The sequence below is a fragment of the Stenotrophomonas sp. YJH_SMC_131 genome, from assembly GCF_059367975.1.
In genome coordinates this window covers 286,951-311,607 of record NZ_JCAFRJ010000005.1, presented here as the reverse complement: position 1 = coordinate 311,607, position 24,657 = coordinate 286,951, and the positions used below count along the sequence as shown (strand labels likewise).

23 protein-coding genes are annotated in these 24,657 nt (G+C 68.2%); 2 read left to right on the top strand and 21 right to left on the bottom strand.

Features of this window, described 5'->3' with window-relative positions:
* Window positions 1–98: 98 nt before the first annotated feature.
* The 17 genes from AC5P56_RS13015 to hisS all read right to left on the bottom strand — a co-directional run bounded on the left by AC5P56_RS13015 (window position 99) and on the right by hisS (window position 17,609).
* On the bottom strand, window positions 99–3,056 hold the full coding sequence (locus tag AC5P56_RS13015; RefSeq protein WP_032957985.1) for a TonB-dependent receptor plug domain-containing protein: 2,958 nt from the start codon (window positions 3,054–3,056) through the stop codon (window positions 99–101).
* A gap of 352 nt (window positions 3,057–3,408) precedes the next feature.
* Window positions 3,409–4,140: a copper homeostasis protein CutC gene (locus tag AC5P56_RS13010; protein ID WP_164167546.1), complete on the bottom strand. Its 732-nt coding sequence runs from the start codon at window positions 4,138–4,140 to the stop codon at window positions 3,409–3,411.
* Window positions 4,137–5,135 (bottom strand): glycosylasparaginase, encoded by a 999-nt coding sequence (locus AC5P56_RS13005; RefSeq protein WP_227864045.1) that lies wholly within the window; start codon window positions 5,133–5,135, stop codon window positions 4,137–4,139. Before AC5P56_RS13005 ends, AC5P56_RS13010 begins: the two co-directional genes overlap by 4 nt.
* A 51-nt stretch (window positions 5,136–5,186) precedes the next feature.
* Window positions 5,187–6,209, bottom strand: coding sequence for a glucokinase (locus tag AC5P56_RS13000; protein ID WP_169412490.1), 1,023 nt, complete (start codon window positions 6,207–6,209; stop codon window positions 5,187–5,189).
* Between the two features lie 84 nt (window positions 6,210–6,293).
* A complete protein-coding gene (locus tag AC5P56_RS12995; protein WP_046430369.1) occupies window positions 6,294–6,578 on the bottom strand; it encodes a hypothetical protein in 285 nt (94 codons plus the stop codon).
* A gap of 36 nt (window positions 6,579–6,614) precedes the next feature.
* Entirely contained in the window at window positions 6,615–8,204 is a 1,590-nt protein-coding gene (locus AC5P56_RS12990; RefSeq protein WP_111206152.1) for a calcineurin-like phosphoesterase C-terminal domain-containing protein, read from the bottom strand.
* Window positions 8,205–8,302: 98 nt separating this feature from the next.
* Window positions 8,303–8,923 carry a bifunctional phosphoribosyl-AMP cyclohydrolase/phosphoribosyl-ATP diphosphatase HisIE gene (gene hisIE / locus AC5P56_RS12985; protein WP_014646954.1) on the bottom strand — a complete coding sequence of 207 codons (621 nt, stop codon included), beginning with the start codon at window positions 8,921–8,923 and terminating at the stop codon, window positions 8,303–8,305.
* Window positions 8,913–9,689, bottom strand: a complete 777-nt coding sequence (gene hisF / locus AC5P56_RS12980) for an imidazole glycerol phosphate synthase subunit HisF (RefSeq protein WP_014646953.1) — start codon at window positions 9,687–9,689, stop codon at window positions 8,913–8,915. The genes hisIE and hisF overlap by 11 nt, the downstream gene beginning before the upstream one ends.
* The gene (gene hisA / locus AC5P56_RS12975; protein ID WP_014646952.1) at window positions 9,683–10,417 is read right to left on the bottom strand and encodes a 1-(5-phosphoribosyl)-5-[(5-phosphoribosylamino)methylideneamino]imidazole-4-carboxamide isomerase; all 735 of its coding nucleotides are present in this window, start codon (window positions 10,415–10,417) and stop codon (window positions 9,683–9,685) included. Before hisA ends, hisF begins: the two co-directional genes overlap by 7 nt.
* Entirely contained in the window at window positions 10,414–11,016 is a 603-nt protein-coding gene (gene hisH / locus AC5P56_RS12970) for an imidazole glycerol phosphate synthase subunit HisH (protein WP_032957991.1), read from the bottom strand. Before hisH ends, hisA begins: the two co-directional genes overlap by 4 nt.
* Window positions 11,013–12,086, bottom strand: coding sequence for a bifunctional histidinol-phosphatase/imidazoleglycerol-phosphate dehydratase HisB (hisB, locus tag AC5P56_RS12965; RefSeq protein WP_053494372.1), 1,074 nt, complete (start codon window positions 12,084–12,086; stop codon window positions 11,013–11,015). Before hisB ends, hisH begins: the two co-directional genes overlap by 4 nt.
* A complete protein-coding gene (gene hisC, locus AC5P56_RS12960; RefSeq protein ID WP_495231717.1) occupies window positions 12,083–13,177 on the bottom strand; it encodes a histidinol-phosphate transaminase in 1,095 nt (364 codons plus the stop codon). The genes hisB and hisC overlap by 4 nt, the downstream gene beginning before the upstream one ends.
* Complete coding sequence (gene hisD / locus AC5P56_RS12955) at window positions 13,174–14,469, bottom strand: histidinol dehydrogenase (RefSeq protein ID WP_134808810.1); 1,296 nt, start codon at window positions 14,467–14,469, stop codon at window positions 13,174–13,176. Before hisD ends, hisC begins: the two co-directional genes overlap by 4 nt.
* Complete coding sequence (hisG, locus tag AC5P56_RS12950) at window positions 14,466–15,377, bottom strand: ATP phosphoribosyltransferase (RefSeq protein WP_032957997.1); 912 nt, start codon at window positions 15,375–15,377, stop codon at window positions 14,466–14,468. Before hisG ends, hisD begins: the two co-directional genes overlap by 4 nt.
* 34 nt (window positions 15,378–15,411) lie before the next feature.
* A complete protein-coding gene (locus AC5P56_RS12945) occupies window positions 15,412–15,720 on the bottom strand; it encodes a YerC/YecD family TrpR-related protein (RefSeq protein WP_005416326.1) in 309 nt (102 codons plus the stop codon).
* Between the two features lie 198 nt (window positions 15,721–15,918).
* Complete coding sequence (locus tag AC5P56_RS12940; RefSeq protein ID WP_495231716.1) at window positions 15,919–16,215, bottom strand: hypothetical protein; 297 nt, start codon at window positions 16,213–16,215, stop codon at window positions 15,919–15,921.
* Complete coding sequence (gene hisS / locus AC5P56_RS12935; protein WP_032958002.1) at window positions 16,212–17,609, bottom strand: histidine--tRNA ligase; 1,398 nt, start codon at window positions 17,607–17,609, stop codon at window positions 16,212–16,214. The genes AC5P56_RS12940 and hisS overlap by 4 nt, the downstream gene beginning before the upstream one ends.
* A 127-nt stretch (window positions 17,610–17,736) precedes the next feature.
* On the opposite strand from hisS, the gene AC5P56_RS12930 reads away from it, so the two are divergent.
* Complete coding sequence (locus AC5P56_RS12930; protein WP_010482595.1) at window positions 17,737–18,489, top strand: Crp/Fnr family transcriptional regulator; 753 nt, start codon at window positions 17,737–17,739, stop codon at window positions 18,487–18,489.
* A 102-nt stretch (window positions 18,490–18,591) separates the two neighbouring features.
* Here the strand turns inward: AC5P56_RS12930 and thrC are convergent, their stop codons facing one another.
* From thrC to thrA, 3 genes are read right to left on the bottom strand one after another with little or no spacing between them, the layout of a single operon-like run.
* The gene (gene thrC / locus AC5P56_RS12925; RefSeq protein ID WP_495231715.1) at window positions 18,592–19,878 is read right to left on the bottom strand and encodes a threonine synthase; all 1,287 of its coding nucleotides are present in this window, start codon (window positions 19,876–19,878) and stop codon (window positions 18,592–18,594) included.
* A 29-nt stretch (window positions 19,879–19,907) separates the two neighbouring features.
* On the bottom strand, window positions 19,908–20,822 hold the full coding sequence (locus AC5P56_RS12920; protein WP_049406512.1) for a homoserine kinase: 915 nt from the start codon (window positions 20,820–20,822) through the stop codon (window positions 19,908–19,910).
* On the bottom strand, window positions 20,819–23,323 hold the full coding sequence (gene thrA, locus AC5P56_RS12915; RefSeq protein WP_445979008.1) for a bifunctional aspartate kinase/homoserine dehydrogenase I: 2,505 nt from the start codon (window positions 23,321–23,323) through the stop codon (window positions 20,819–20,821). Before thrA ends, AC5P56_RS12920 begins: the two co-directional genes overlap by 4 nt.
* 27 nt (window positions 23,324–23,350) lie before the next feature.
* Between thrA and AC5P56_RS12910 the strand changes: the two genes are divergently transcribed.
* Window positions 23,351–23,671 carry a hypothetical protein gene (locus tag AC5P56_RS12910; protein WP_164072103.1) on the top strand — a complete coding sequence of 107 codons (321 nt, stop codon included), beginning with the start codon at window positions 23,351–23,353 and terminating at the stop codon, window positions 23,669–23,671.
* Window positions 23,672–23,680: 9 nt separating this feature from the next.
* Here AC5P56_RS12910 and AC5P56_RS12905 read toward each other — a convergent pair whose 3' ends face one another.
* Window positions 23,681–24,631, bottom strand: coding sequence for a DMT family transporter (locus AC5P56_RS12905; protein ID WP_032957678.1), 951 nt, complete (start codon window positions 24,629–24,631; stop codon window positions 23,681–23,683).
* Window positions 24,632–24,657: the final 26 nt, after the last annotated feature.

The window sequence follows — 24,657 nt, the reverse complement described above, 5'->3', positions numbered from 1 at the left end:
GTGGGAAGGTCAAATCCAGCCTGTCCGCATTTCCTGAATGGGCACCCGGGTGTCCATATCCACGCATGGCGTGGACCTACCGGCGGAGGCAGGTCACCTCAGAAGGTGAACACATACTCCAACGCGAACTCGCGGCCGACCGCGCCCAGCAGGCGGGTCGGAGCGAAGTCGTAATCCAGCTTGTACGGGTCCTTGTGGTTCCAGCTGGCGGCGTTGAAGGCGTTGTTGACGTACACGTTTACCTTCGCGTGTTCGGTCAGCTGGTAGCCCACGTTGAAGTTCCAGGTGATGAACGGCCCCACTCGACCGTAGTAGCGCGCCGTCTGCTGCCCGGCGTTGGGGTTCGGGTTCACCGAACCATCCGGCAGCCGTGCCGGCTCCAGGCAGTTCAGCGACGGGCTGTCACTGGGCACGTAGCCATCGGCGAACGGCAGGCAGCCACCAGGGTTGTCCAGGCGGTCGGTACCCCAGTGGTAGCGCACGCCCGGCACCGAACCGATGCGGTCGGCATAGACATTGGCGTTCCAGTTGCCGCGCTGCCAGGCCAGGCTCGCGCGCAGCTTGCTGCGCAGGTCACGATCGCGGCGTTCCGGATTCGGGTCGGCGGCGTAGCGTTGCTCCTTGGTCGAGATCTGGTTGGTGTAGTTCACGCCCAGCTGGAAGCTGCCCCACCGCGCGGTTTCCAGGCGATAGCGCGCGGTCAGGTCGATGCCGCGCACCTCGCGGCTGGCCAGGTTGAACGGGCCGCGCTCGATCGATACCAGGCGACCGTTGCTGTCACGGTTCACGCGGGCCAGGATGCCGGCGCAGTACTCGCCACCGGCCGGGTTGGCCCATGGCGTACCGTCCATGTTCTTGCCGGTCAGGCAGCCGGCCTCGCTGGCCAGCACCTCATCGGCGCCGACGTCGACGATCATGTCTTCCAGCTTGATCGCCCAGTAGTCGGCACTGACCGACAGGTTCGGCAGCACGTCCCAGACGAAGCCGACCGTCCACGAATCACCGGTCTCCGAGCGCAGCAGCGGCGTCCCACGCCGGTTCACGTCGAACGTGTACCAGACGTCGGTGTTGCCCACGCCACAGTTGTTGACCAGGTACGCGCCGCTCTGGATGCAGCGCAGGCGGTCATAGGTCTGCACTTCCGAACTGCTCGGCTGGCCCAGCAGGTAATGCATGTCCGGCGCATGGAAGCTGGTGGCGTACGAGCCACGCACCAGCAGCGATTCGACCGGGCGCCATTCCAGGCCGACGTTCCAGGTGGTTTCCTTCTGGCTGCCGATGTCCAGCGCTTCGCTGCTGTCATCGGCCTTGTAGTTGCCATAGCGGTCGTAGCGCGCGGCCGCAGTAGCGGTCACGCTGTCCAGCAGCGGGATCTTGAACTCGACGCCGGCCGAGTAGCGGGTACGCTCGCCGCCGCCGCGATCGACATTCTGCAGGTCGAAGTCGATGCCAGCGCGCGGGTCCGGACTGAGGTGATAGCCCTGCTGCGCGACTTCAGCCACCGCCGCAAACGAAATCGGGCCGGCCCAGCCCTGGAACAGCTCGCCGGTGATATCCGCCGACGCCTGGTTGACCCATGACGCCGCGCGGTTCTTCGCCACGGTCCCCATCTGCCAGTACTGGTCCGGCGTCAGCGGGTTCCACCAGCGCGATTCGTTCAACGCATAGATCGCCTCGCCATCGGCGGTGGTGCCCAGGCGCGGGCCAAGGAAGTAGTCATACGACTTCTGCTTGTCGACCACGTTCTGCCGTTCTTCCACGCGGTAATAGGAACGCCCCACCGTGGCACTCCAGTCAAAACGGTCGGCCAGGCGCCCGCGCAGGCCCGCGCTCCAGTCCCAGGACAGTTCGCGGTTGGTGTTGCGCAGCGTATCCAGGCCCCCGACTTCGTTCGGGGTGAACTGGCGCACCCCCAGGATCGGCCGGTTGCGGTTGGCATCCCAGTAATAGCCGTTGTCATCGTCGATCAGCGACACGCCGGGCGGATTGGTGCCCCAGATCGCTTCGGAGCGATACACCGCCAGGTTGGTCCAGGCCTGCAGGTCATTGCTGAAATCGAAGGTGGCGTACAGGTTTCCGGACACGTTCTCGGCGCCGCCGGTAAGCAGCCAGTTGGCGTAGTCGGCGCTCATGCCGCACAGGCGGCCGGTGTTGGTGATGCGGTTGGCGGCGTAGTTGTAGACCAATCGATCGGCGGTGTAATACTCGCCGTCGAATTTTTCGCAGGTGCCGGTGGGCGGCGCCAGGCGCTGGCCCGTGGTCGGATCGATCAGCGCCAGACCGGCGGTGGGACGGAAGCCGACCTTGCGTTGTTCCATGTTCCAGGACGGGTACGGCGCATCGTCGGCATCGTCCATCTGCGGGCGATCACGCCCGAACAGCGGGTCGCGCTTGGTGTACTGCAGCGCGTAGGTCACGCTCCAGTTGTCGCCGGTCTTGCCACCGGCCCAGGACAGATCCCAGGTATCACGTCCGCCTTCGCTGGAAGTGCCGCCGCGCACGCGTACTTCGTCGCCGTCGTAGTTGGTTTTGAGGATGACGTTGACCACGCCGGCGATCGCATCCGAACCGTAGATGGCCGAGGCGCCACCGGTCAGCACTTCAATGCGCTCCACCGCCGCGGCCGGAATGTTGCCGTAGTTGGAGAAGTTGGTTTCGCCACCGTAGGGCAGCGGGTAATCCGCTACACGACGGCCATTGACCAGCAGCAGCGAGCGGTTCGGGCCCATCCCGCGCAGGTTCAGGCCGCTGGCATTGGGCGTATGCGAGCCCCATTGCGATGCGGCTTCAACGGTGCCTGTGGCCTCGGTGAGGGTCTTCAGCGCGTCGTACACGCTGACAAAGCCTTCCTTCTGGATCTGCGCGGCGGTGATCACGTTGACCGGCGCCGGGCCCTCGACGCTGGCGCGCTTGATGCGCGAGCCGGTGACGGTGACCGCGTCCAGATCCTTGGTGGACGAACTGGCAGCTTCCTGCGCGCTGGCCGCCAGCGGCAACAGGGCCAGGATCAGGGCCTGGGACAGCAGGTGGCGACGCTTGTGGACGATCTGAGCCATGGGTGGTTGCTCTTCGAAGATGTGGACGCACGGGCGGACGGTGGCGCGGCACTACGACGGATCCAGGCGCTTGGATCGGTTCACGACCGATATGGCACCTCCCCTGTGGATCGATCCAAACTAAAGCACAGCTGAACCACGCCCGGCATGCGGCAACGCAGCAACAGCCGGCGAGATGCCGCTATCGGCTGCCGGTGTCCAGAACAATCAAAGAGTTGCGACGCATTGCTGACAGAACGGCGCACGAAGTAGTGACATGATCACGACAATCGCGCGCGGAACGGTTTTGTCCGTCGCGGGACAGCCCCGGGGTCAGAGCCCTTCTGCGAAGGGATCCGACCCTGGGCAGCGATCAGCCGTCCAGCGCCTGCCGCAGCGCGGCCACGGTAGCGGTGGCGGTCTGGCTCCAGTCCGGGTCCAGACCGCGCAGGGCCGGGTTCTGGAACTGCATCGCCGAGCGGCGCAGGCCTTTTGCGGAGGCGTGCAGTTCGGTACAGCCGGTCTGCCGCGCGACGGTTGCGATGTTGCCCGGGGCCAATCCGGCGCCAGCCATCACCGTGATGCGCCCCGCCGCCTGGGTGACCAGGCCCGCCAGCACATCGGCACCGGCCTCGGCGCTGGCCTGCCCGCCCGAGGTCAGCACGCGCTGGCAGCCCAGCCCGATCACCTGCTCCAGCGCCGCCGGCAGATCGCGGGCGGCGTCGAAGGCGCGATGGAAGGTCACCTGCAACGGCCCGGCGGCCTGCACCAGTTCCCGGCACAGCGCCAGGTCGATGCCGCCCTGCACGTCCAGCGCGCCGATCACCACGCCATCGCAACCCAGCGCGCGGCACTGCGCGATGTCACGCAGCATCAGTTCGGTTTCCAGCGCGTCGTAGTGGAAGTCGCCCGGGCGTGGCCGCACCAGCACGAACAGCGGAATCGACAGGCGCTCGCGGGCCATCGCGATGCTGGCGAACGACGGCGTGGTGCCGCCCTCGGCCAGGTTGTCGAACAGTTCGATGCGGTCGGCGCCGCCAGCCTGCGCGGCCAGCGCCGAGGCCAGCGAGTTGCTGGCGATCTCCAGGGTCAGCCGCGTACTCACGCCTGGGTGCTCGTGTAGATCGACGGCGAGTCACGCAGGTCATCCTGGCGCTGCGCATCGCACACCGCATAGACGAAGCCACGATGCAGCGCATAGGCGCCGACCTCGCCCTGCTTGTTCATGGCCAGGAAGCACACCTGCAACGTTCTGCTCGCTTCCGGGCGCTTGCGCACCACGCGGTCGATGGCTTCACGGCAGGCCTGCGCCGGTGAACGCCCCTGGCGCATCAGCTCGACCACCAGGAACGAAGCCGCGTTGCGGATCATCTCTTCACCCACCCCCGAAGCAGTGGCCGCGCCGACGTCGTTGTCGACGTACAGGCCGGCGCCGATGATCGGACTGTCGCCAACGCGACCGTGCAGTTTCCACGCCATGCCGCTGGTGGTGCAGGCACCGGCCAGCTGGCCCTTGGCATCCAGTGCCAGCATGCCGATGGTGTCGTGGTTGTCGCTGTTGCCGGGAATGCCACGGCGCTCGGCATTGATCTGCGGCTGGTACTTCTCGGTCTTCAGCCACTCGCGCCAGGCCGCTTTGGCCTGCGGCGTCAGCAGATGCTTGCGCTCGAACCCCTGCTGCACCGCGAACTGCTGCGCGCCCTCGCCGACCAGCAGCACATGCGGGCTGTTCTCCATCACTTTGCGGGCCACCGACACCGGATGCAGGATGTCCACCAGCGCGGCCACTGCACCACAACGGCCATCGCCGTCCATGATGCTCGCATCCAGGCTCAGCACGCCGTCGCGATCCGGATTGCCGCAATGGCCAACGGTAGGGTTGCACAGCTCGCTCTCGGCCCAGCGTGCGCCCGCCTCCACCGCATCCAGCGCGCTGCCACCCTGCGCCAGCACCTTCCATGCGGCCTGGTTGGCCGGTACGCCGAAGTCCCAGGTGGAGACCACCCGGGCCCCACCCTGCGTGCGCGCCTGCACGCCCGGCAATGCCGCCATGCCTGCGGCCAGTGCACCGGCCTGCAGGAACTGCCTGCGATCCACCATTTTCCCCTCCCAGTCTGCAATGCACGGCCGGCCCGATGCCAACCCTGCCGATCAGTCGTGCGTGGGCTGCCGTGCGGCGTGCCAGACCGCTGCGCCGAGCACGCCCAGCTGGCCATGCTCCACGCGCCACACCGGCACCTGGCGCAGCACCTCGGTCAGCACGCCCTTGTTGAGGAAGCGCTCACGGAAGCGGCCATCGGCCAGGAAATCCTGCACATGCGCGGAAATGCCACCGGCCAGGTACACCGAGCGCGCGCCGACGGCGATCGCCGCGTCGCCGGCCAGGCTGCCCAGCCACGCACAGAAGACCTGCAACGTTTCCACCGCCAGTGCATCCTCACCGCCACGCGCGGCGCCGATCAGCGCCTCCGTACTGGTCCACACCGGGGTGACGCCGCGCAGTTCGCACAGGCACGGATACAGGTTCATCAGGCCGCTGCCGGACAGCACGCGCTCGTTGTCCACGTGCGGCCAACGCTGCAGCAGACGGCCCAGCACCTGCAGTTCCAGCGCGTTGCCGGCGCCCAGCGCGGCATGACCGATCTCGCTGGCCAGCACCGGACGCTCGCCATCAGCGAAACGCAGCGCGGCGCCCAGCCCGGTACCCGCGCCCAGTACCAGCGCCGGGAAGGCCTGCGCCGGATCGGCGTCGCCGTTCAGTGGCACCAGGGTTTCCGGCTGCAGGTAGGGGATGGCCAGCGCCACCGCTTCGAAATCATTGATCAGCTGCAGTTCGTGCAGCCCGGACTGCGCGCGGGTGGCCGACAGCGAGACCGTCCACGGCAGGTTCGAGTTGATCAGCACATCGCCATCCAGCAGGCCAGCGATGGCGACCACCGCGGTCTGCACCGGGTGGCCGAGGCCGGCGGTGAAATCGGCCAGGATTGCGGCCAGGCTGGAATGCTCGGCACAGGCATAGGTACGGTGGCTGCCCAGCAGCGGCGTCTGGCCGGGTCGGGTTTCCGCCAGCGCGAGCCGGGCAAAGGTGCCGCCGACATCGGCGACGACCAGACGGCGCGGAAGACCGCCGCGGGCGGAGTCGGAGGAAACCGTTGACGCTGCTGCGATGGTCACGCTGGCCTGCTTGGATCGATTGAATCGCCCCGATTCTCAGGCATCGGGGCGGCTTTGCCTAGCGCGCCGGTGGTTCAGGTGAACCTACATGCCTTCCTCTTCGGCCACCTGCACCCCATCCACCAGCACGCGCAGGCGCTGCGGGCGGAAGCCGGCGAACAACAGCGGCCGGGTGCGCTCGACCAGCACTTCGTGGCCGGCGATGTGGCGCAGCCACGACTGTACCAGCGAGAACGAGAAGTGGGTGCCCGGATGCAGCGGGTGCTGCACCCAGACCTTCTCGGTGGCGCTCTGCAGCAGCATCGCGCCGGTGAACCAGTGGCGGCTGAGGGTCACCGGCGTGGTGCCGGCCATGAAGCGGATATCCATGCGGGATCCTTTCGCTGGAGCGCTGGTGCGTGGGGGTCAGGGCTGGGCAGTCTGCAGGCTGTAGCTGGTGGTGGCGGTGAACACTGCGCCATCAGGCTGGGTGGAGCGTACTTCGACCTTATGGCTGCCCACTGCAAGATCGGTCGGCAGCGCGCCACGCCACAGGTGCGGCGACGCAGTGGCCTCGGGCGAACGGTCGTAGCCGCGCAGGCTGCTGGCCAGATCATCGGCCACGTTCTCCACCATCAGGCGCGGGTCGGGCTGGCTGACCTGCTTCATCGGCTGCCAGGCGCCGCCATCGACACGGTACTCGACCACGCTCCGATCCTCGCCCATGTAGACGTTGGCGTAGACACCCCACGCCGGGTAGGCCCCCTGGCGCAGCACCTTCGGCGCGTGCAGGCCGATCTGCTCGCTGGCCGGCCTGCCGGCCACGCGGTACTGCAGGCGATAGCTGCCGTTGCCGGCCACGTCGAGCAATGCATAGCCCTTCGGCGTGCCGTCGCTCATGGTGCTGTCCGGCACGCCAGCGGCATTCTTCACGCCCGACCAGAACGCACCGCAGTTGGCACCGACGTTGTATTCGTGCAGCGGCTTGTCGCCGTTCCAGCCCTCGGCCTTGCCGTGGTAGACGTGCTGCTGGGTGTGGCTGTGGCCGCTGAGCACCAGTACGTTGCGGAAGTCCTTCAGCAGGTCGAACAGGCGCTGGCGGTCAGCATGGCGGAAGGTCTCGCGCCCCGGCGCCGCGTCGAACAGCGGGATGTGCATGCCCAGCACCAGCAGGCGGTCCTTGTGCAGGCCCTTCAGGTAGCTGGCGAGGAAGGCGAACTGGTCTTCGCGCAGGCCGCCGACGTACTTCGGCCTGGCCTTGGGGTCGTACACCACGTCGTCCAGGAACACGAAACTGGCGCCGCCCTCTTCCACCGCGTAGGTGTCCGGGCCGTAGATGTTGCGCCAGCTGTCCAGTGAGTGTTCGTCGCTGGCCGCATCGAAGTCGAGGTCATGGTTGCCCGGCACGTGGAACCACGGCACGCCGAGTTCGGTGGTGACCTTGTTGATCGCCGGGTACAGGGTCAGGTCGTCGTTGACGATGTCGCCCAGGGTGGTGCCCATGCGTGCCCTGGTCTGGCCGACCAGTGGCGCCACGATCGACTGCTGGTAGTAGCCGATGTCCTTCAGGCTGGCGGTCTGCGAATCGGTGAATACCAGCATCTGGAAACCACGACGGCTGTCATGCCGATCCGACTGCAGGGCGAAGTCCCAGTTGCGGGTGACGTCGCTGGTCGCGGCGATGCCGCCGTACTTCAGCGCCGGCGAGCCGTTCGGGCGGTAGTGGCGCCAGAACGAAGGCAGGCCGTCCGCCGCCTTCGGGAAGGCGTAGGCATCGGGCTTGATCACGAATACGGTCTGGCCGTCGCGCACCGGCAGGCTGTAGCTGCCGTCAGCGGCAGTCTTGACGATGGTCTCGCCGTTGGAAACCTGCACCCCGGCCAGGCCCGGATCGGTCGCACCGCGGCCGGGTTTGCCGTCACGCTCCAGATACACCTTGCCGCTGACCACGGTGTCCGCGGCCCAGGCCGGCGAGGTCAGCAACAGGCAGCACAGCCAGGCGGCAGGCAGTTTCATGGGCGGTCCGGGAAAGAAGAAGACCACCTATTGTAGAGCCGAGCCATGCTCGGCTGCATTGCAGAGGTGGGTGCGGACCGTTGGTCCGTACGCCTTCCTCAACGATGGCGTTTTTCCAGTACCGCGCGCGCATCATCCAGCGACAGCCCGCGCGCGCGCAGCAGCACCAGCAGGTGGTACAGCAGGTCCGACGCCTCGCCCAGCAATGCCTCATCATCCTGCGCCACGGCGGCCAATGCGGTCTCCACGCCCTCCTCACCCACCTTCTGCGCGATGCGGCGGATGCCGCCTTCAAACAGGCTGGTGGTGTAGCTGCCGGGAGGGCGCTGCGCGTCACGCATGGCCACCAGCTGGCCCAGCCCACCCAGGAAATCCTTCGGCGCCTGGTCGAAACAGCTCTCGGCACCGGTGTGGCAGGTCGGCCCGGCCGGGCGCGCCATCACCAGCAGCGTATCGGCGTCGCAGTCGACACGGATCGACTGCACCACCAGCACGTTGCCGGACTGCTCGCCCTTGGTCCACAACCGCTGCTTGCTGCGACTGAAAAAAGTCATGTGGCCGATGGCCAGCGTAGCCGCCAGCGATTCGGCGCTGACATAGCCCAGCATCAGCACCTGCAGGGTATCGGCATCCTGCACCACGGCCGGCAGCAGGCCGTCGCCCTTGCCCCAGTCCAGCGCCTGCAGCGCATCCAGCGATGGCCTCACTTCAATAGACATCCCGCACCTCGATCTGCTGTCCGCGCAGGTAGCGCTTCAATTCTGGAATGGCGATGGCGCCGCTGTGGAACACACTGGCCGCCAACGCACCGTCGACGTCGGCCTGGTCGAAGGCGTCGGCGAAGTGCTCCATCGCTCCGGCACCACCGGAGGCAATCAGCGGCACCTGGCACAGCGCCCGCGCCTGCTGCAGCTGCACGACATCGTAGCCACGGCGCACACCGTCGCTGTCCATGCAGTTCAGCACGATCTCACCGGCTCCACGCCGTTGCGCTTCGACGATCCAGTCGAGCGTGCGCAGCGGCACCGCCTGGGTCTTGTCCGGATCGCCGCTGAAACGACGCACCCGCCATTGTCCGTCGGCCTCGCGCACCGAATCGACCCCCACCACAACGCACTGCACGCCGAACTCGTCCGCCAGCTCGGTGATCAGCTCCGGCCGGCCCAGCGCCGGCGAATTGATCGACACCTTGTCGGCACCGGCGAACAGCACGCGGCGCGCGGTTTCCACGCTGTCGATGCCACCGGCCACACAGAACGGAATGTCGATCAGGCGCGCGATGCGCTCGATCCAGGCGACGTCAACCGACCGTGCCTCGGGGCTGGCGCCGATGTCATAGAACACCAGCTCGTCCGCGCCCTGGTCGCGATAGCGCTGTGCCAACTCGGCGATGTCGCCCATGTCGACGTGATCGCGGAAGCGCACGCCCTTGACCACGCGGCCATCGCGCACGTCCAGGCACGGAATGATGCGGCGGCTCAACATGCCAACGCCTCGCTCAGGTCCATGCGCTGCTCCAGCAGCGCCTTGCCGAGGATGGCACCGCCGCAGCCGGCAGCACGCGCCTCGGCCACATCGGCCACGTCACGGATGCCACCGGACGCCTGCACCGCCACACCCGGCAACAGCGCCGACAGGTGCTGGTAGAGGCTGATGTTGGGCCCGGCCAGCATGCCGTCGCGGGCGATGTCGGTGCACAGCAGATGGCGCATGCCGGCGCGCGCGTAGCGCCGGGCCAGGTCATCCAGGGTCACCCCGGCGTTCTCGGTCCATCCGTGCACCGGCAGCTGCCACTGCCCCTGTGCGTCCTGGCGCGCGTCCAGCGCAATCGTGATGCGATCGGCGCCGAATTCCTCCAGCCAGCCGACCACTTCATCGGGACGACGCACCGCCAGCGAACCCACCACCACGCGGCCGGCGCCAGCGTCGAGGATGCGCGCCACATCGTCGCGGCCGCGCACGCCACCGCCGGTCTGCACCTGCAGCGGGGTCTGCGCACGAATGGATGCCAACAGCGGCGCCAGCGTGTAGCCACCGGCCCGTGCGGCATCCAGGTCGACCAGATGCATCCACTGCGCGCCCTGCGCGGCGAAGGCCTGCGCCCGCGGCAGAGGGTCATCCCCATAGGAGGTTTCCTGCGCGTAGTCGCCCTGGCGCAGCCGCACCACGCGGCCGTCGCGGATATCCAGCGCGGGGTAGACGATGAAACTCATGCAGCAGTGCCCTCGAGGAAGTTGCGCAGCATCAGCGAGCCGGTCTCGCCGGAGCGCTCGGGATGGAACTGTGCGCCGTAGTAGCGCCCCTGCTCCACCACGGCGGTGAACAGGCCACCGTGGTCGCAGGCAGCGACGGTGTGGGTATTGAGCGGCGCCGCATAGCTGTGCACGAAGTAGGCGCTGGCGCGTTCCGGCACGCCCTGCAGCAACAGCGATTCGCGCAGCGGCAGCAGGCGGTTCCAGCCCATGTGCGGCACGCGGATGCCACAGGCCGGCACCAGCTTGCGTACCACGCCCGGAATCAGTCCCAGTGTCTCTACGCCCGCTTCCTCGGACCGTTCGAACAGCAGCTGCATGCCAAGGCAGATGCCCATCAACGGCACCTCCAGTCGCTGCAGCGGTTCCACCAGGCCCTGAGCGTGCAGGCGCTGCATGCCGGGACCGGCGGCGCCGACGCCGGGCAGGATCACCCGCCGCGCACCAACCAGGCCGTCCGCATCGCGCACCAGCCGCACCGTCGCGCCCAGGCGCTCCAGTGCGTAGCGCACCGAGCCCAGGTTGGCGCCACCGGCATCGATCAGCGCAACATCGCTCACAACGCCCCCTTGGTACTCGGCAGTGCCGTGCCCTGCCGGGCCAGCGCCGGACGCAGCGCGCGCGCCAGCGCCTTGAAGCAGGCCTCCACCTTGTGGTGATCATTGTCGCCGCGCACCTGCAGGTTGAGGTTCAAACCGCTGGCATCACACAGCGAACGGAAGAAGTGCGGCACCAGCTCGGTCGGCATATCGCCCACGCGCTCGCGCTTGAACTCGCCCTCGAACACGAAATAGGGACGGCCGCTGAAGTCCAGCGCAGCGCTGGCCAGGGTCTCGTCCATAGGCAGGGTGAAGCCGTAACGGCCAATGCCGCGCTTGTCGCCCAACGCCTCGCGCAGGGCCTGGCCCAGGGCCAGCCCGGTGTCCTCGATGGTGTGGTGCTCGTCGATGTGCAGGTCACCCTCGGCCTGGATGTCCAGCGCGAAGCCGCCGTGCTTGCCGATCTGCTCCAGCATGTGGTCGAAGAACGGCAGGCCGGTGGCAATGCGTGCATCGCCCGCGCGGTCCAGGTCCAGCTCAACGCGGATCTTCGTTTCTTTGGTGTTGCGCTGGACAACGGCGGTGCGCGGCGCGTCGGCCAGCGCATGGGCGATTCCCGGCCAGTCCCACTGCCCACCAAACTGCGCGGTGCGCAGCTGGAAACCACGGATGTTGAGGTTGGCGGCAAACTGCAGGTCGGTGATCCGGTCACCGACCATGCCCGAGCGTGCCCAGTCGATGCTGCGGTCCTGCAGGTAGGCGGTCATCAGGCCGATGCCCGGCTTGCGGGTCGGCGCATTGTCCTGCGGCCAGCTGGAATCGATCAGCACGTCACGGAAGGTGATGCCCTGGCTCTCGAAGATCTGCAGCATCAGGTCGTTGGGGCCATCGAAGCTGGCGCGCGGGTAGCTGTCGCTGCCGAGGCCGTCCTGGTTGGTGACGATCACGAACTGGTAGCCGGCATCACGCAGCTTCAGCAGCGCCGGGATCACCTGCGGCACGAAGCGCAGCTTTTCGTAGGCGTCGATCTGGAAGTCGGACGGCTCCTCGATGAGGGTACCGTCGCGGTCAATGAACAGGATCGGGGTCATGCTGCGGCCCTCCGCGCCGACAGGGCCGCAAGCACGCGGTCATTCTCTTCGGGGCTGCCGATGCTGATGCGCAGCGCATCACCCAGCTGCGGCGCAGCGCGCTGGTCGCGCACCACCACGCCCGCAGCCAGCAGCGTATCGAACGCGGACTGGGGATCGGCGAAGCGGACCAGCAGGTAGTTGCCGGCCGAGGCATACACCCGGCACACGCCGGGCAGGCCGACCAGGGCTGCACGCAGGCGCTCGCGCTCGGCGATCACCGTGGTCACGCGCTCGGCGGTGCGCGCCAGCGCGGCCGGCTGCAGTGCCTGCACGGCCAGTTCCGCGCACGGCGTCGGCACCGGGTACGGCGCCTGGCAGCGACGCAGCAGGGCAATCAGCTCCGGGGCAGCGATCAGCGTGCCAACGCGGGCGGCCGCGAGCGCGTGCGCCTTCGACAGCGTGCGCAGCACCGCCAGATTGGCGTGCGCGGCCAGCAACGTGGTCGCCGACGGCCGTTGTGCATACTCGACATAGGCCTCGTCCACCACGACCAGCGCCTGCCCGCGCAGCGCAACCGCCACGCGCTCGACCTCATCCAGGACGATGTCACTGCCGGCCGGGTTCGACGGCGCACACAGGAACACCAGCTTGGCACCCTGCGCCTTGGCCGCGTCGATCACCGCATCCAGATCGGTGCGCAGTCCATCCTCGCTGTCCACCAGCGGCACTTCAATCAAGGCGGCACCCTGCAGGCGAGCGCAGACGGCGTACATGCCAAACACCGGCGGCGTGACCAGCACGCCATCGCGACCCGGCACGCACAGCGCGCGCACCAGCAGATCAATGGCTTCGTCGCTGCCGCGACCGATCAGCAGCTGCTGTGGCGTCACGCCGTACAGCGCCGCCAGTCCCTCGCGCAGCGCGAGCGGCTGCGGCTCCGGATAGCGCCGGCTGCTGCCTGCGGGATCGGCCGCATTGGCCCAGGCCGACTCATTGGCATTCAACCAGACCTCGCCCTGCACCGCCGCGCTGCGTGCCGAGCTGTAGCCGGCGAAGGCCTGCAGGTCCGGGCGCACCAGTGCCAGCACCTCATCGATCGCCGCGCTCATGCCGCCACCTCCATGCGCAACGCAACGGCACGCTCGTGCGCATCCAGGCCTTCGGCACGGGCGATGATGCGCGCGCAGCCGCCGATCGCGGCCAGGCCGGCGGCGCTGGCGCTCTGCACGCTGATCAGGTTCTGGAAGCTGGCAACGCTCACGCCGCTGTAGGCACGCGCGGCACCGGCGGTGGGCAATACGTGGTTGGTGCCGCTGCAGTAGTCACCCAGTGCTTCGGGGGTGTAATCGCCCAGGAACACCGAGCCGGCCGCCTGCACCTTGTCCAGCCATGCGCGCGGATCACGCAGGGCCAGGATCAGGTGCTCTGGTGCATAGCGGTTGCTGATCGCGAACGCCTCGTCCAACGAATCAACCTGCACCAGCCGCGATGCCGACAGTGCCTGGCGCGCGATCTGCTGGCGCGGCAGCAGGGCCACCTGGCTCTCAACCTCGGCTTCGACCGCCGCCAGCATCACGGCGTCGTCGGTCAGCAGCAGCACCTGCGAATCCGGACCGTGCTCGGCCTGCGACAGCAGGTCGGCGGCGACGAACGCCGGATTGGCGCCAGCATCGGCAATCACCAGCACCTCCGAAGGACCGGCAGGCATGTCGATGGCGGCGGCGCCGTCCTGTGCGACCTGCTGCTTGGCTTCGGTAACGAAGCTGTTGCCCGGCCCGAACAGCTTGTCGCAGGCCGGAATGCTGGCCGTGCCATAGGCCATCGCCGCGATCGCCTGCGCGCCGCCCAGCTTGAACACGCGCTGCACGCCGGTCAGGCGGGCGGCTACCAGCACTGCCGGATCGGCACTGCCGTCGGCGCGCGGCGGGGTGCACAGCACCACCTGCGGGCAACCGGCCAGCTGCGCCGGAACGCCCAGCATCAACGCGGTGGACGGCAACGGCGCGCTGCCAGCCGGTACGTACAGGCCCACCCGGCCGATCGGGCGCAGCATGCGTTCGCAGACCACGCCCGGCGCGGTTTCAACTGCATAGCCTTTGCCCATGCCAGCGGCGTGGAAGCGCGCAATGCGTTCGGCGGCGTCCACCATCGCCTGTCGCAGTTCGGCGGGCACGGCGGCTTCGGCAGCGGCGAATTCGGCTTCGGAAACTTCAAACGAGGCCAGCTCGACGCCATCGAAACGCGCCGTAATCGCACGCAGCGCATCGTCGCCCTGTGCACGCACCTGCGCGATCAGGGCCGCTACGGCATCGCGGGTCTGCTGCGCCACGGCCTGCACCGGGCGGGTCAATGCCGCGCTGCGCGCGGCCTCATCAAGTCGGGACCAGATCAGACGGTTCATGCCAGCGATCGCTCCACGCTCAGTACCATCAGGCCCTGCGCGCCCGCGCGCTCGAGTTCTTCCATGCGCTGCCAGCTCAGCGGGCCGGGGCACATGGTCTGCAGGCGCAGCGCGCCACCATCGGCCGGCAGCCGCACCAGCGGCTCGGCATCGGCCAGCAGCTGCGCCAGCGCGTCGACGCGATCTTCGCTGGCACGGAACATCAGCAGCTTGCGGTCCTGGCGCTGCACCACGCCGTCGAGGCGGCGCAGCAGCATCGCGCGCAGCGATGCACGTGCGTCATCCGGCACGCGCATCGCACCAGCCAGCACCGCCTCGCTGTCGAGCAGGTTGTGTACCGGGGTCAACTGGTTGGCACGCAGCGTGGCGCCGCTGGAGACCAGATCGCAGATCAGGTCGGCGGTACCCAGGCGCGGGGCGATTTCCACCGACCCGGACAGCTCGACCACCTGCGCGTCCACGCCCTGCTCCGCCAGCCACTGCTTGAGGATGGCCGGGTAGCTGGTGGCGATGCGGGTGCCGGCCAGCTGCGCCGGACCCTGCCACTGCCATTCCTCGGGCACCGCCAGCATCAGCCGGCACTGGCCGAAGCCCAGCCCGCGCAGCGCCTGGTAGGCGTCCGGCAGGCCGATCTGGCGACGCGCTGCGGCCTGCTCGTCCAGTTCATTGCGACCGACGATGCCGAGGTCGCAGACGCCATCGGCGATCAGGCCGGGGATGTCGTCGTCGCGCACCAGCAGCAGGTCCACCGGCAGCGATTCGCCGTAGCAGAACAGCTTGTCGCGGCTTTCGCGCCAGCTCAGACCACAGGCGCTGAGCAGGTTGCGGGCGGGCTCGGCCAGCCGGCCACTCTTCTGGATGGCGATACGCAGCCGGTCTCGTGCCGGCGCTGCCTGGGTTGCACTCATGGGGGAGGTCTCGAAGTTCGGAACGGGGCGCGGATCAGCGCGAAGCAAGGCGGTCGATGGCGGCGGCATAGCCTCGATGGCCATGCTCGAGCGTGCGTGCCACCCGTCCGGTGGTGGTCACGCTGACGCCGGTGCGCTCGTGGATCTCGCGGTACGGCACGCCCTGCTGCAGCAGCGGCACCACCTTCCAGCGGTCGGCCATGGCCTCCAGCTCGGCCGGGGTGCACAGGTCGCGCAGGAATGCCTCGACCTGCTCCGGCTCGCGCAGCGCGGCAAAGGCCCGGGCCAGGGCTTCCAGGTCGGCCTTCGGGTCTTTGGCGGCAATCTCGGGGCGGGCTTTCACGGGGTCGGGTCCATGCATCAATGTAATAGCGCGTTAGTACATTAGCGCATTCTTGCGCAGTGCGTCAAATCGGAGCCTCATGGGGTCAGATCCGTTTTCCAAAGGAAAACGGATCTGACCCCTGGACCGGATGCCGGAAATGCAGAACGCCCACCAAAGGGCGGGCGTTCTGCTTTCAAATCAACAACCTGGCTCGACTCAGGGCAGGCAACGCACCTCCGCCTGCAGCGTCCCGCGCCGCAGGCACTCCCCGAACAGACTGCCCTGCCGGCTCGGCAGGGACTGGATGTTCTGCAACGCCCCTGCACCCGCCGGGCACGTCCGCGAGGCCAGGGCCCGCAGGTCGCCCTCAAGCTGCGCGCGGTCGATCACGTGACAGCGATCAACCTGCAGCCGGTACTGCGCCGGGCCCAGCCGATCACTGCGCAGCACCGGGTCACTCTGGCAGCCCGCCAACAGGAGCACGGTGACTACCCCTGCGACGGCCGGCTTCACACCATCGCCCTGGACTGCTCCAGCTCCACCAGCAGGGTGCTGGCCAGCTCGTCGCGCGACACTTCGAACTGCTGTTCACGCAGCAGGTCCTTCACCGCCACCACGCCGCGCGCGAGCTCGTCTTCACCGGCCAGCACCACGAAGCGGATGCCGGCCTTGGCCGCGTACTGGAACTGCTTGCCGATCTTCTTCGGCTCCATCTGCACTTCGGTATTGATGCCACCGGCGCGCAGGCGGCGCGCGATGTCCAGCGACTGCGGCATGCCCTGCTCGTCCATCAGCGCCACCAGCGCCTGCACGCTGCTGGCTTCGATGCCGTCGATCAGGCCCGCCTCGCGCAGCTGCCAGAACAGGCGCGACAGGCCGATGGAGATACCCACGCCCGGCAGCTTCGACTTGCTGTAGTGGCTGGCCAGGTCTTCGTAACGGCCGCCCGAACAGATCGAGCCGATCTGCGGGTGGTCGGTCAGCGTGGTCTCGTAGACGGTGCCGGTGTAATAGTCCAGGCCGCGCGCAATGGAGAAGTTCAGGCAGTATGCGGTTTCCGGCACGCCCAGCGCCTGCACCAGCTGCAGCACTTCGCGCAGTTCGGCGACGCCGGTACGCAGGATCTCCGAAGAACCGGCGTCGGCTTCCAGCGTGGCCAACTGCGCCAGCGCATCGGCATGGCCCTGCGAACGCACAGCGACGAAGGCCAGGATCTTCTCGACCTGTTCTGCCGGGATGTTGAAGCCCTCGCCCACCAGCGTCTCGCGAACGTAATCGGCGCCACGCTTGTCCAGCTTGTCCACTTCGCGCAGCACCGCCAGCTGGCGCTCGCCTTCAGCCACGCCCAGGCTCTCGAAGAAGCCGCGCATCAGCTTGCGGTTGTTCAGCTGGATGCTGAAGTCACCGATGCGCAGTTCCGAGAACACCGCATGGATGACCGCCAGCACTTCAGCGTCGTACCGCACGCTCAGGCTGTCCTTGCCGATCACGTCGATGTCGCACTGGTAGAACTCGCGGAAACGACCGCGCTGGGCACGCTCGCCGCGGTACACGCGCTGCATCTGGTAACGGCGGAACGGGAAGGTCAGTTCGTGTTCGTGCTCGGCCACGTAGCGTGCCAGCGGCACGGTCAGGTCGAAGCGCAGCGCCATTTCCGGCAGCGAACGGTCGCCCGACTCGGCCGCGTTGGCCAGCGCGCCGGTGGACTGCACGAAATACACCTGGCGCTCGGTCTCACCACCGGACTTGGTCAGCAGCACGTCGGACAGCTCGAACACCGGCGTCTCCACCGGCAGGAACCCGAAGCGCTCGTAGTTGCGGCGGATGACGTCCAGCATGCGCTGGAACGCAATCTGCTCGCGCGGCAGCAGCTCAAGGGTGCCGGGCGGGGTACGGGGCTTGATCACGGGCGGAACTCCTGCTGGAACGGGACGTGGGAGGGGGCGACATTCTAGCGCCCCCGCCTCGGGCAGGGTCGAACGGCCGCTTGAAGTATCATAAGGCCCTCCCCGCCCGCGATACGCCCCCCGCAACATGTCACGGCCTTCCGGCGCTCCGCCCGCCACCAACGATCCCGCCTCGCCGTCCTGCACCACGCTGGACTGCCTGCACTGCTCGGTTCGGCACCTTGCGGTGTGCTCGGCGCTGTCGCCAGACGAAGTGCAGGCGCTGGAACAGGTCACCGTCTCGCAGCAGGTCAGCATGGGCAGCACGCTGGCACGCACCGGCGAAGAGCGCGACCATGTCTATACATTGACCGCCGGCGCACTGCGTCTGGTGCGCACCCTGGCCGACGGCCGGCGCCAGATCAACGGTTTCGTGCTGCCCGGCGACTACCTGGGCCTGAGCGGCAGCGACCACCATCGCTACGACATCGAGGCCATCGCCGACAGCCGCGTGTGCCGTGTCGCGCTGCCACAGATGAAGGCCCTGCGCAGCCGCTTCCCGCACCTGGAGCGCAAGCTGCTGCAGCGCGCCTGCCAGGAACTGGATGCCGCACAGGATGCTGCGCTGGCGCTGGCACGCCTGCAGCCAGCCGAGAAGCTGGCCGATTTCCTGCTGCGCCTGGCCGCGCGCGAGGCCAAGCTGGGGGGCGACGGCCTGCGCGTGTCGCTGCCGATGGGCCGCGGCGATATCGCCGACCATCTGGGCCTGACCATGGAAACGGTCAGCCGCACCTTCACCAAGCTGCGCCAGCAGGGGCTGATCGCCCTGCCCCACCTGAACGTGGTGGAGATCCTCGACGAGGATGGGCTGCGCACGCTGGCCGGTGAAGGGTTGATCTGACCGTATCGCGGTTGGTTGGGTTGCCGGCCAGCGGCCGGCACTAGCGGAAGGATGCAACACGGGTAGTGCCGGCCGCCGGCCGGCAACCGCCTCCATCTGCGATCAACGCAGCAACACCTCGCGCAACGCCGCGTAATCTGCCGCCAATGGTTCGGCGTGCGCCGGTCGCTGCAGCAAGGCATCCAGCGCAGGTGGCACCGCCACCGTTTCGCCGATCAGCGGCTCGACCACAGCCTCGAACTTGGCTGGATGCGCCGTAGCCACCGCCGCCCAGTCGCCCTTGGCACCGCGCGCGCGCAGATCCTGCAGCACCTTCACCGCCGTCGCCGTGTGCGGGCAGAACAGCTCGCCGCGGCTGGCATGCGCTGCCGCAATCGTCGCGCGGATGGTCACGTCATCCACTGCGAACGCGCGGAAAGCTGCACGCAGTTCTGCGTCGTCGCCGTGGTAGAGCCAGCGCAGTCGCTCGAAGTTGCTCGGCGCACCCACGTCCATTGCATTGGCCACCGTCGCCACACTGGCCTGCGGCTGGTAGTCGCCACCATTGAAGTACGCCGACAGCACGGCATTGGCATTGGTGGCCAGCACGACCTGGCCGATCGGCACGCCCAGCGCGCGCGCCAGCACGGCCGCCATCGCGTTGCCCAGATTGCCGGTCGGCACCACCAGGTTGAGCCGGCGACGATGCGCGGCGTAGTGGGTCAACGCTGCATGCGCGTAGTAGCTCATCTGCGGCAGCAGTCGGCCCAGGCTGATGCTGTTGGCCGAGCTCAACGGCACCTGCGCCTGCAGTTCGCGGTCGGCCAGCGCCTGCTTGACCATCGCCTGGCAATCGTCGAATGCGCCCGTCACGCGCAGAGCCTGGATGTTGTCGCCGAAACAACCGAGCTGATGCGCCTGGCGCGGAGACACGCGGCCCTCCGGATACAGCACCACCACGCGCACGCCCGGCTGGCGATGGAAGGCCGCAGCAACGGCGGCACCCGTATCGCCGGACGTGGCGACGACGATCGTCAGATCGCGATCCTTGCCGACCTGCAGCCGCGACAGCGTACCGGCCAGGAAGCGCGCGCCGATATCCTTGAATGCCGCCGTTGGCCCATGGAACAGCTCCAGCACGTGGTCACCCTCGCCGAGTGCACGCAGCGGCACCGGGAAGTCGAACGCTTCGCGGCAGATCGCCGGAAGTGCAGTCTCGAGTGCATCGCCCGCAAACAACGGTGCCAGCAGATCGGCGGCGGTATCGGCCAGGGTCGTCCCGGCCTGCAGCTCGCGCGCGGCCGGCAGACGCGCAGGAACATACAGCCCGCCATCGGGCGCCAATCCGGCGGCGATCGCGGCGCTGAGGCCAACGGCGGGAGACTGGCCGCGGGTCGAAACAAATTGCATGGGATCGGTTTCCAGAGAAGGGGAAGGATTCAGCACAGCCGGGCTCCCGGCGCATCCAGCGGCGATACCCAGGCGTCACTGTCGAAGCCGGCCGCAGCGAACGCTGCCTGCACCGGCGCCACGGCGGCACGGGCCTGGTCGGCGTCCTCGAACCAGGCGAACACACTGGGTCCGGCACCGGAGATGCCCGCGCCCATTGCATGGGCCGACAGCGCTGCATCACGGGCGGCCTCGAAGCCGGCAATCAATCCGGCCCGTCGCGGTTCGACCAGCACGTCGCGCAGTCCTGCGCGTACCAGCGTCGCATCACTGCGATGGCAACCACTGAGCACCAGCGCGAGGTTCGCGCTCTGGGCCACGAACTCGCCCAGCGCATAGCTGCCCTGCAGGGCCTGGCGGGCACGGCGCGTTTCCAGCACCGCATGCGGATGCACCAGCAGGCTGTGCCAGCTGGCAGGCACCGGGACCGGCAACAGGCGATCGGCCGTGCACAGCGCCAGGCCACCCAGCAGCAGCGGGCCGACGTTGTCACCGTGACGGCCACCACTGGCCACCGCCTCACCGTCCAGCGCGTAGGGGTACAGCGCTTCGCGCGGCAACGGGGCCTGCAGCAGCGCATTGGCGGCGACCAGCGCCGCGACACTCGACGCTGCCGAACCGCCCATGCCGGAACCGAACGGGATGCCCTTGTCGATCTCGACTGCGAAACCGAAATCCAGGCCCAGGCCTTCGCGCAGCGACATCAGCGCAGCCCCGGCGGTGTTGCCGGCGGCGTCCAGTGGCAGCGCGACGGCACTGCCACGGATCGCATCGATCCGCACCGCCGGCTCGTCGATGCGGCGCACGCTCACGGTATCGCCGATACCGGCAATGGCATGGCCGAGAATGTCGAAGCCCACTGCCACGTTGGCCACCGAGGCAGGCGCGAACGCACGTGCGATCACAGCCGCGCTCCTTCACCGGCGGCGACCCGCAGCAGGTCCGCGAACACACCCGCTGCCGTCACCTCCGGACCCGCACCCGGCCCCTGCACCACCAACGGGTTGTCGCAGTAGCGACGGGTGCGGAACTGCACCACGTTGTCGGTCAGCCGCAGGTTGGCGAAGGCATGATCGGCCGGCAGTTCCTGCAGCCCCACCGAGGCGCCGTCGGCACCCAGCTGTGCCACATAGCGCAGCACCGCACCACGCGCCCGCGCATCCTGCAGGCGTTGCAGCAGGTTGGCGTCGGACTCGCCCAGCCGCGCCATGAAGTCATCCACGCTGCCCTCGCGCAGCAGCGCCGGCACCAGGCTTTCCACTTCCACCTGCTCAAGACTGAGCGCGTGGCCGGCTTCGCGGGCCAGGATCACCAGCTTGCGCGCCACGTCCACGCCCGAAAGATCGTCACGCGGGTCCGGCTCGGTGTAGCCCATCGACCGCGCCTGCGCGACCAGCTGCGAGAATGGCTGGCTGCCATCGAAGCGGTTGAACAGCCAGGCCAGCGTGCCGGAGAAGATGCCTTCGATGGCCAGCACCTCGTCACCGGTATCGACCAGGTCACGCAGCGTGGTGATCACCGGCAGGCCCGCGCCCACCGTGGCCTCGTAGCGGAAACGCGCACCACTGGCCGCCGCCGCGGCGCGGATGCGCTGGTAGCGCGGCAGCGGCCCGGCGCCGGCCTGTTTGTTCGGGGTGACCACGTGGATGCCGGCTGCCAACCAGCCCTCATAGCGCTCGGCCACCTCGGCACTGCCACTGCAGTCGATCACCACCGCATGCGGCAGGTGCGCGGCCAGCAGGTGTTCGGTGAAGCGATCCAGATCGCTGGGCTCACCCGCCTGCTGAAGGGCTTCGCGCCAGTCGGCATGCAGCCCATCCGCATCCAGCCGCATGCGCGAACGCGAGGCCAGTGCGCGCAGGCGCAGGTCGACATTGGCCTTGGCCAGCAACTGCGGGCGCGCGGCCAGCAGCTGGTCCAGCAGCGCGGCACCGACGTTGCCAGGCCCGATCACACCCACCGCGAAGGTCTGCGGCGACAGCCAGAAGCCGGCATGCGCGGCGCGCAGGGCGCGGGTGGCATCAGCACTGTCCACCGCCACCGAAATGTTGCGCTCGGACGAGCCCTGCGCGATTGCCAGGATGTTCACCTGCGCGCGGCCCAGCGCCTCGAACAGGCGCGCCGCCACGCCAGGTTGGCCGGCCATGCCGTCGCCCACTGCCGCCAGAACGCTGACGCCCTCGCTGACCTGCACGCGCTGCACCTGGCCCACCGACAGCTCATGCGCAAACGCATGCAGCAGCGCCTCGCGGCCACGTGCAGCTTCGGCGGCGCGCACCACGCAGCAGATCGAATGTTCCGACGAACCCTGCGAGATCATCACCACCGACACCTGCGCCTGGCGCAGGGCAGCGAATACGCGCTCTGCAGTGCCTGGCACGCCGATCAGGCCGGTGCCTTCCAGGTTCAACAGGGCCAGGCCCGGGCTCAGGGTCAGGCCCTTTACCGGCCCACGCGGCGAGCGCTCGGCACTGATGCGCGTACCCGGATGCGCCGGTTGGAACGTATTGCGGATGAAGATCGGCAGGCCCAGGCGGATCGCCGGCGACATCGTCTGCGGGTGCACCACTTTGGCGCCGAAGTAAGCCAGTTCGCAGGCCTCGTCGTAGCTGAGCGATTCGAGCTGCACGGCTTCGGGTACCAGCCGCGGGTCGGCTGACAGCACGCCGTCGACGTCGGTCCAGATGTGCAGTTCATCGGCATTGAACAGCGCGGCGAAGATCGCGCCGGAGTAGTCACTGCCGTTGCGGCCCAGGGTGGTGATGCGGTCATCACGGTCACGCGCGACGAAACCGGTGGCGACCAGGCGCGGCTGAGGATGCTGCAGGCGCCATTGCGCGAGGCGGTCGGCGCTGGCTTCCCAGTCGACATCGACGCCCAGCTCGCCATGCCCGACCACCAGCACATCGCGCGCATCGAGCACCGCACAGTCTTCGCCCAAGGCACGCAGGTGGGTGCCGAGCAGCTGCGCGGAGAACACTTCGCCCAGGCCCTGCACGCGGTCCAGCACCTCGCGCGGCAGCTCGCCGATCACCGCCAGCGCCGCCAGCACTTCGGCCAGCTGATCGAAGCGGGCGTCGATCCATTCGACCGTCTCGCCGACCTGCTCGCCCAGCAGCGCCACGGCGGCGCCACGGTGGCGCGCGCGCAGGGCATGCCAGGCCTCGCGCCAACCCTGGTCACCCTTTGCCGCCAGCTGCGCCAGATCGATCAGCGCGTCGGTGACCCCCTTCATCGCCGAGACGACAGTGACCTGCAGCGACTCAGGACGGGCCAGCAGCAGGCCGGCAACATGGCGATAGCGTTCGGCATCGGCCACCGAGGTGCCGCCGAACTTGTGCACGACAGTGGACGGTGCAGCCAGATCGGCCGGGGCAACGGGATGGGCGGGGGCGTGGGAAGACATGCAGACCTCGTTAGGAGGCCCCGTCGCATGCAGGTGTCGAGTTTCCCCGCCACCTGGATGGTGCGGGGCCGTGGTTTTCGGGAGTTACACGAAGACGACGGGCCGCACCAGGGCAGTGGTGACGGTGGTGGTGGTAATGGTGGTGGTGGCGACCGGCGCAGTCGGACGGCCCGCAATGGCGGGGGCGATCAGGCTGGCGTGGGCGGCATCAAGGACCATGACGCACAGAAAACACTGTGCGCCGGTCCGCTGTCAAGTGCTGCGATGCAAAAAATCATTGCGGCGATCATCGGCCAACGTGCGGGCATTTGGTTGCATCTGAGACCAAGCCGGCATCAGCACGCTTGACGCCCACATTCAGCCTGCATGTTCGGCGATCGCCCGTGGCGAGCGATGGGCATGCGCGCACAGCATCACGCCGGCCACCAGGAACACGATCGCCAGCGCCTCCAGCAGCGAGGGCCAGCGCTGCTGCCAGGCGAAGGCATACGCCAGCGCGAACAGCGTCTCGAACACGATCATCTGCCCGGTCAGGGTCAATGGCAGCAGGCGGCTGGCACGGTTCCAGAACGCGTTGCCGAGGATCGAGGCCACCACTGCCACGCCGGCGCTGATCGCCCAGAAGCCACTCCATTGCGCCGCGGTGTGGGTACCGCTGTGGCCGATGAAGGCCATCGGCACCAGCAGCAGGGCCAGGCCGCCAGTGGTGACGCCGGTCAGCAACGACCAGTCGTGGCTGGACAGGTCCGGCCGGCGCGCCAGCCAACGACTGTTGCCGATCGAGTACAGCGCCCACGAGAACAGCGCACCGAACGCACAGAGCAGGCCAATCAGGCGCTGCCGCCACGGTGTTGCGAGGTGTTCGGACATCAATGCTTCCCAGCCCACCAGCGCCACGCCGAGCACGCACAGGCCCAGCGCCGGCAGCAGCTGCTTCAACGGCACCGCGCCCTGCTCGCGCACGCCAACCACAGTGACCACCACCGGAATCAGGCCGACAATCAATGACGCCGCCGCGCCACCGGCCCACTGCACCGCCGTGGCCAGCAGCAGGAAGTACACCAGGTTGCCGGCCAGGCTCAGCCACAGCAGCCCGAACCATTCGGCGCGGCCCAGCCGCGGTGCCAGCCGCTTCCAGCGCGGCAGCAGCAGAGCGATGGCAATCAGGCCATAGACCAGGTAGCGACCGGCGGACAGTTGCAGGGCATTGAACGACTGCAGCACGGCGGGCGCGAGAAAGACCACGCCCCACAGCGCGCCAGCGGCAACGCCATTGGCGATGCCCAGGGCCATCGGGTTGTTGCGCATTCGGGTTCTTCGGGGGAAGAGAACGG

What these genes read in the sequence shown, in the direction of transcription:
- AC5P56_RS13015 (WP_032957985.1), bottom strand. Translation starts at nt 3,056, where the DNA reads ATGGCTCAGATCGTCCACAAGCGTCGCCACCTGCTGTCCCAGGCCCTG.
- AC5P56_RS13005 (WP_227864045.1), bottom strand. Translation starts at nt 5,135, where the DNA reads ATGGTGGATCGCAGGCAGTTCCTGCAGGCCGGTGCACTGGCCGCAGGC.
- AC5P56_RS12995 (WP_046430369.1), bottom strand. Translation starts at nt 6,578, where the DNA reads ATGGATATCCGCTTCATGGCCGGCACCACGCCGGTGACCCTCAGCCGC.
- AC5P56_RS12990 (WP_111206152.1), bottom strand. Translation starts at nt 8,204, where the DNA reads ATGAAACTGCCTGCCGCCTGGCTGTGCTGCCTGTTGCTGACCTCGCCG.
- hisIE (WP_014646954.1), bottom strand. Translation starts at nt 8,923, where the DNA reads ATGTCTATTGAAGTGAGGCCATCGCTGGATGCGCTGCAGGCGCTGGAC.
- hisF (WP_014646953.1), bottom strand. Translation starts at nt 9,689, where the DNA reads ATGTTGAGCCGCCGCATCATTCCGTGCCTGGACGTGCGCGATGGCCGC.
- hisA (WP_014646952.1), bottom strand. Translation starts at nt 10,417, where the DNA reads ATGAGTTTCATCGTCTACCCCGCGCTGGATATCCGCGACGGCCGCGTG.
- hisB (WP_053494372.1), bottom strand. Translation starts at nt 12,086, where the DNA reads ATGACCCCGATCCTGTTCATTGACCGCGACGGTACCCTCATCGAGGAG.
- hisC (WP_495231717.1), bottom strand. Translation starts at nt 13,177, where the DNA reads ATGAGCGCGGCGATCGATGAGGTGCTGGCACTGGTGCGCCCGGACCTG.
- hisD (WP_134808810.1), bottom strand. Translation starts at nt 14,469, where the DNA reads ATGAACCGTCTGATCTGGTCCCGACTTGATGAGGCCGCGCGCAGCGCG.
- hisG (WP_032957997.1), bottom strand. Translation starts at nt 15,377, where the DNA reads ATGAGTGCAACCCAGGCAGCGCCGGCACGAGACCGGCTGCGTATCGCC.
- AC5P56_RS12930 (WP_010482595.1), top strand. Translation starts at nt 17,737, where the DNA reads ATGTCACGGCCTTCCGGCGCTCCGCCCGCCACCAACGATCCCGCCTCG.
- thrC (WP_495231715.1), bottom strand. Translation starts at nt 19,878, where the DNA reads ATGCAATTTGTTTCGACCCGCGGCCAGTCTCCCGCCGTTGGCCTCAGC.
- thrA (WP_445979008.1), bottom strand. Translation starts at nt 23,323, where the DNA reads ATGTCTTCCCACGCCCCCGCCCATCCCGTTGCCCCGGCCGATCTGGCT.
- AC5P56_RS12910 (WP_164072103.1), top strand. Translation starts at nt 23,351, where the DNA reads ATGCAGGTGTCGAGTTTCCCCGCCACCTGGATGGTGCGGGGCCGTGGT.
- AC5P56_RS12905 (WP_032957678.1), bottom strand. Translation starts at nt 24,631, where the DNA reads ATGCGCAACAACCCGATGGCCCTGGGCATCGCCAATGGCGTTGCCGCT.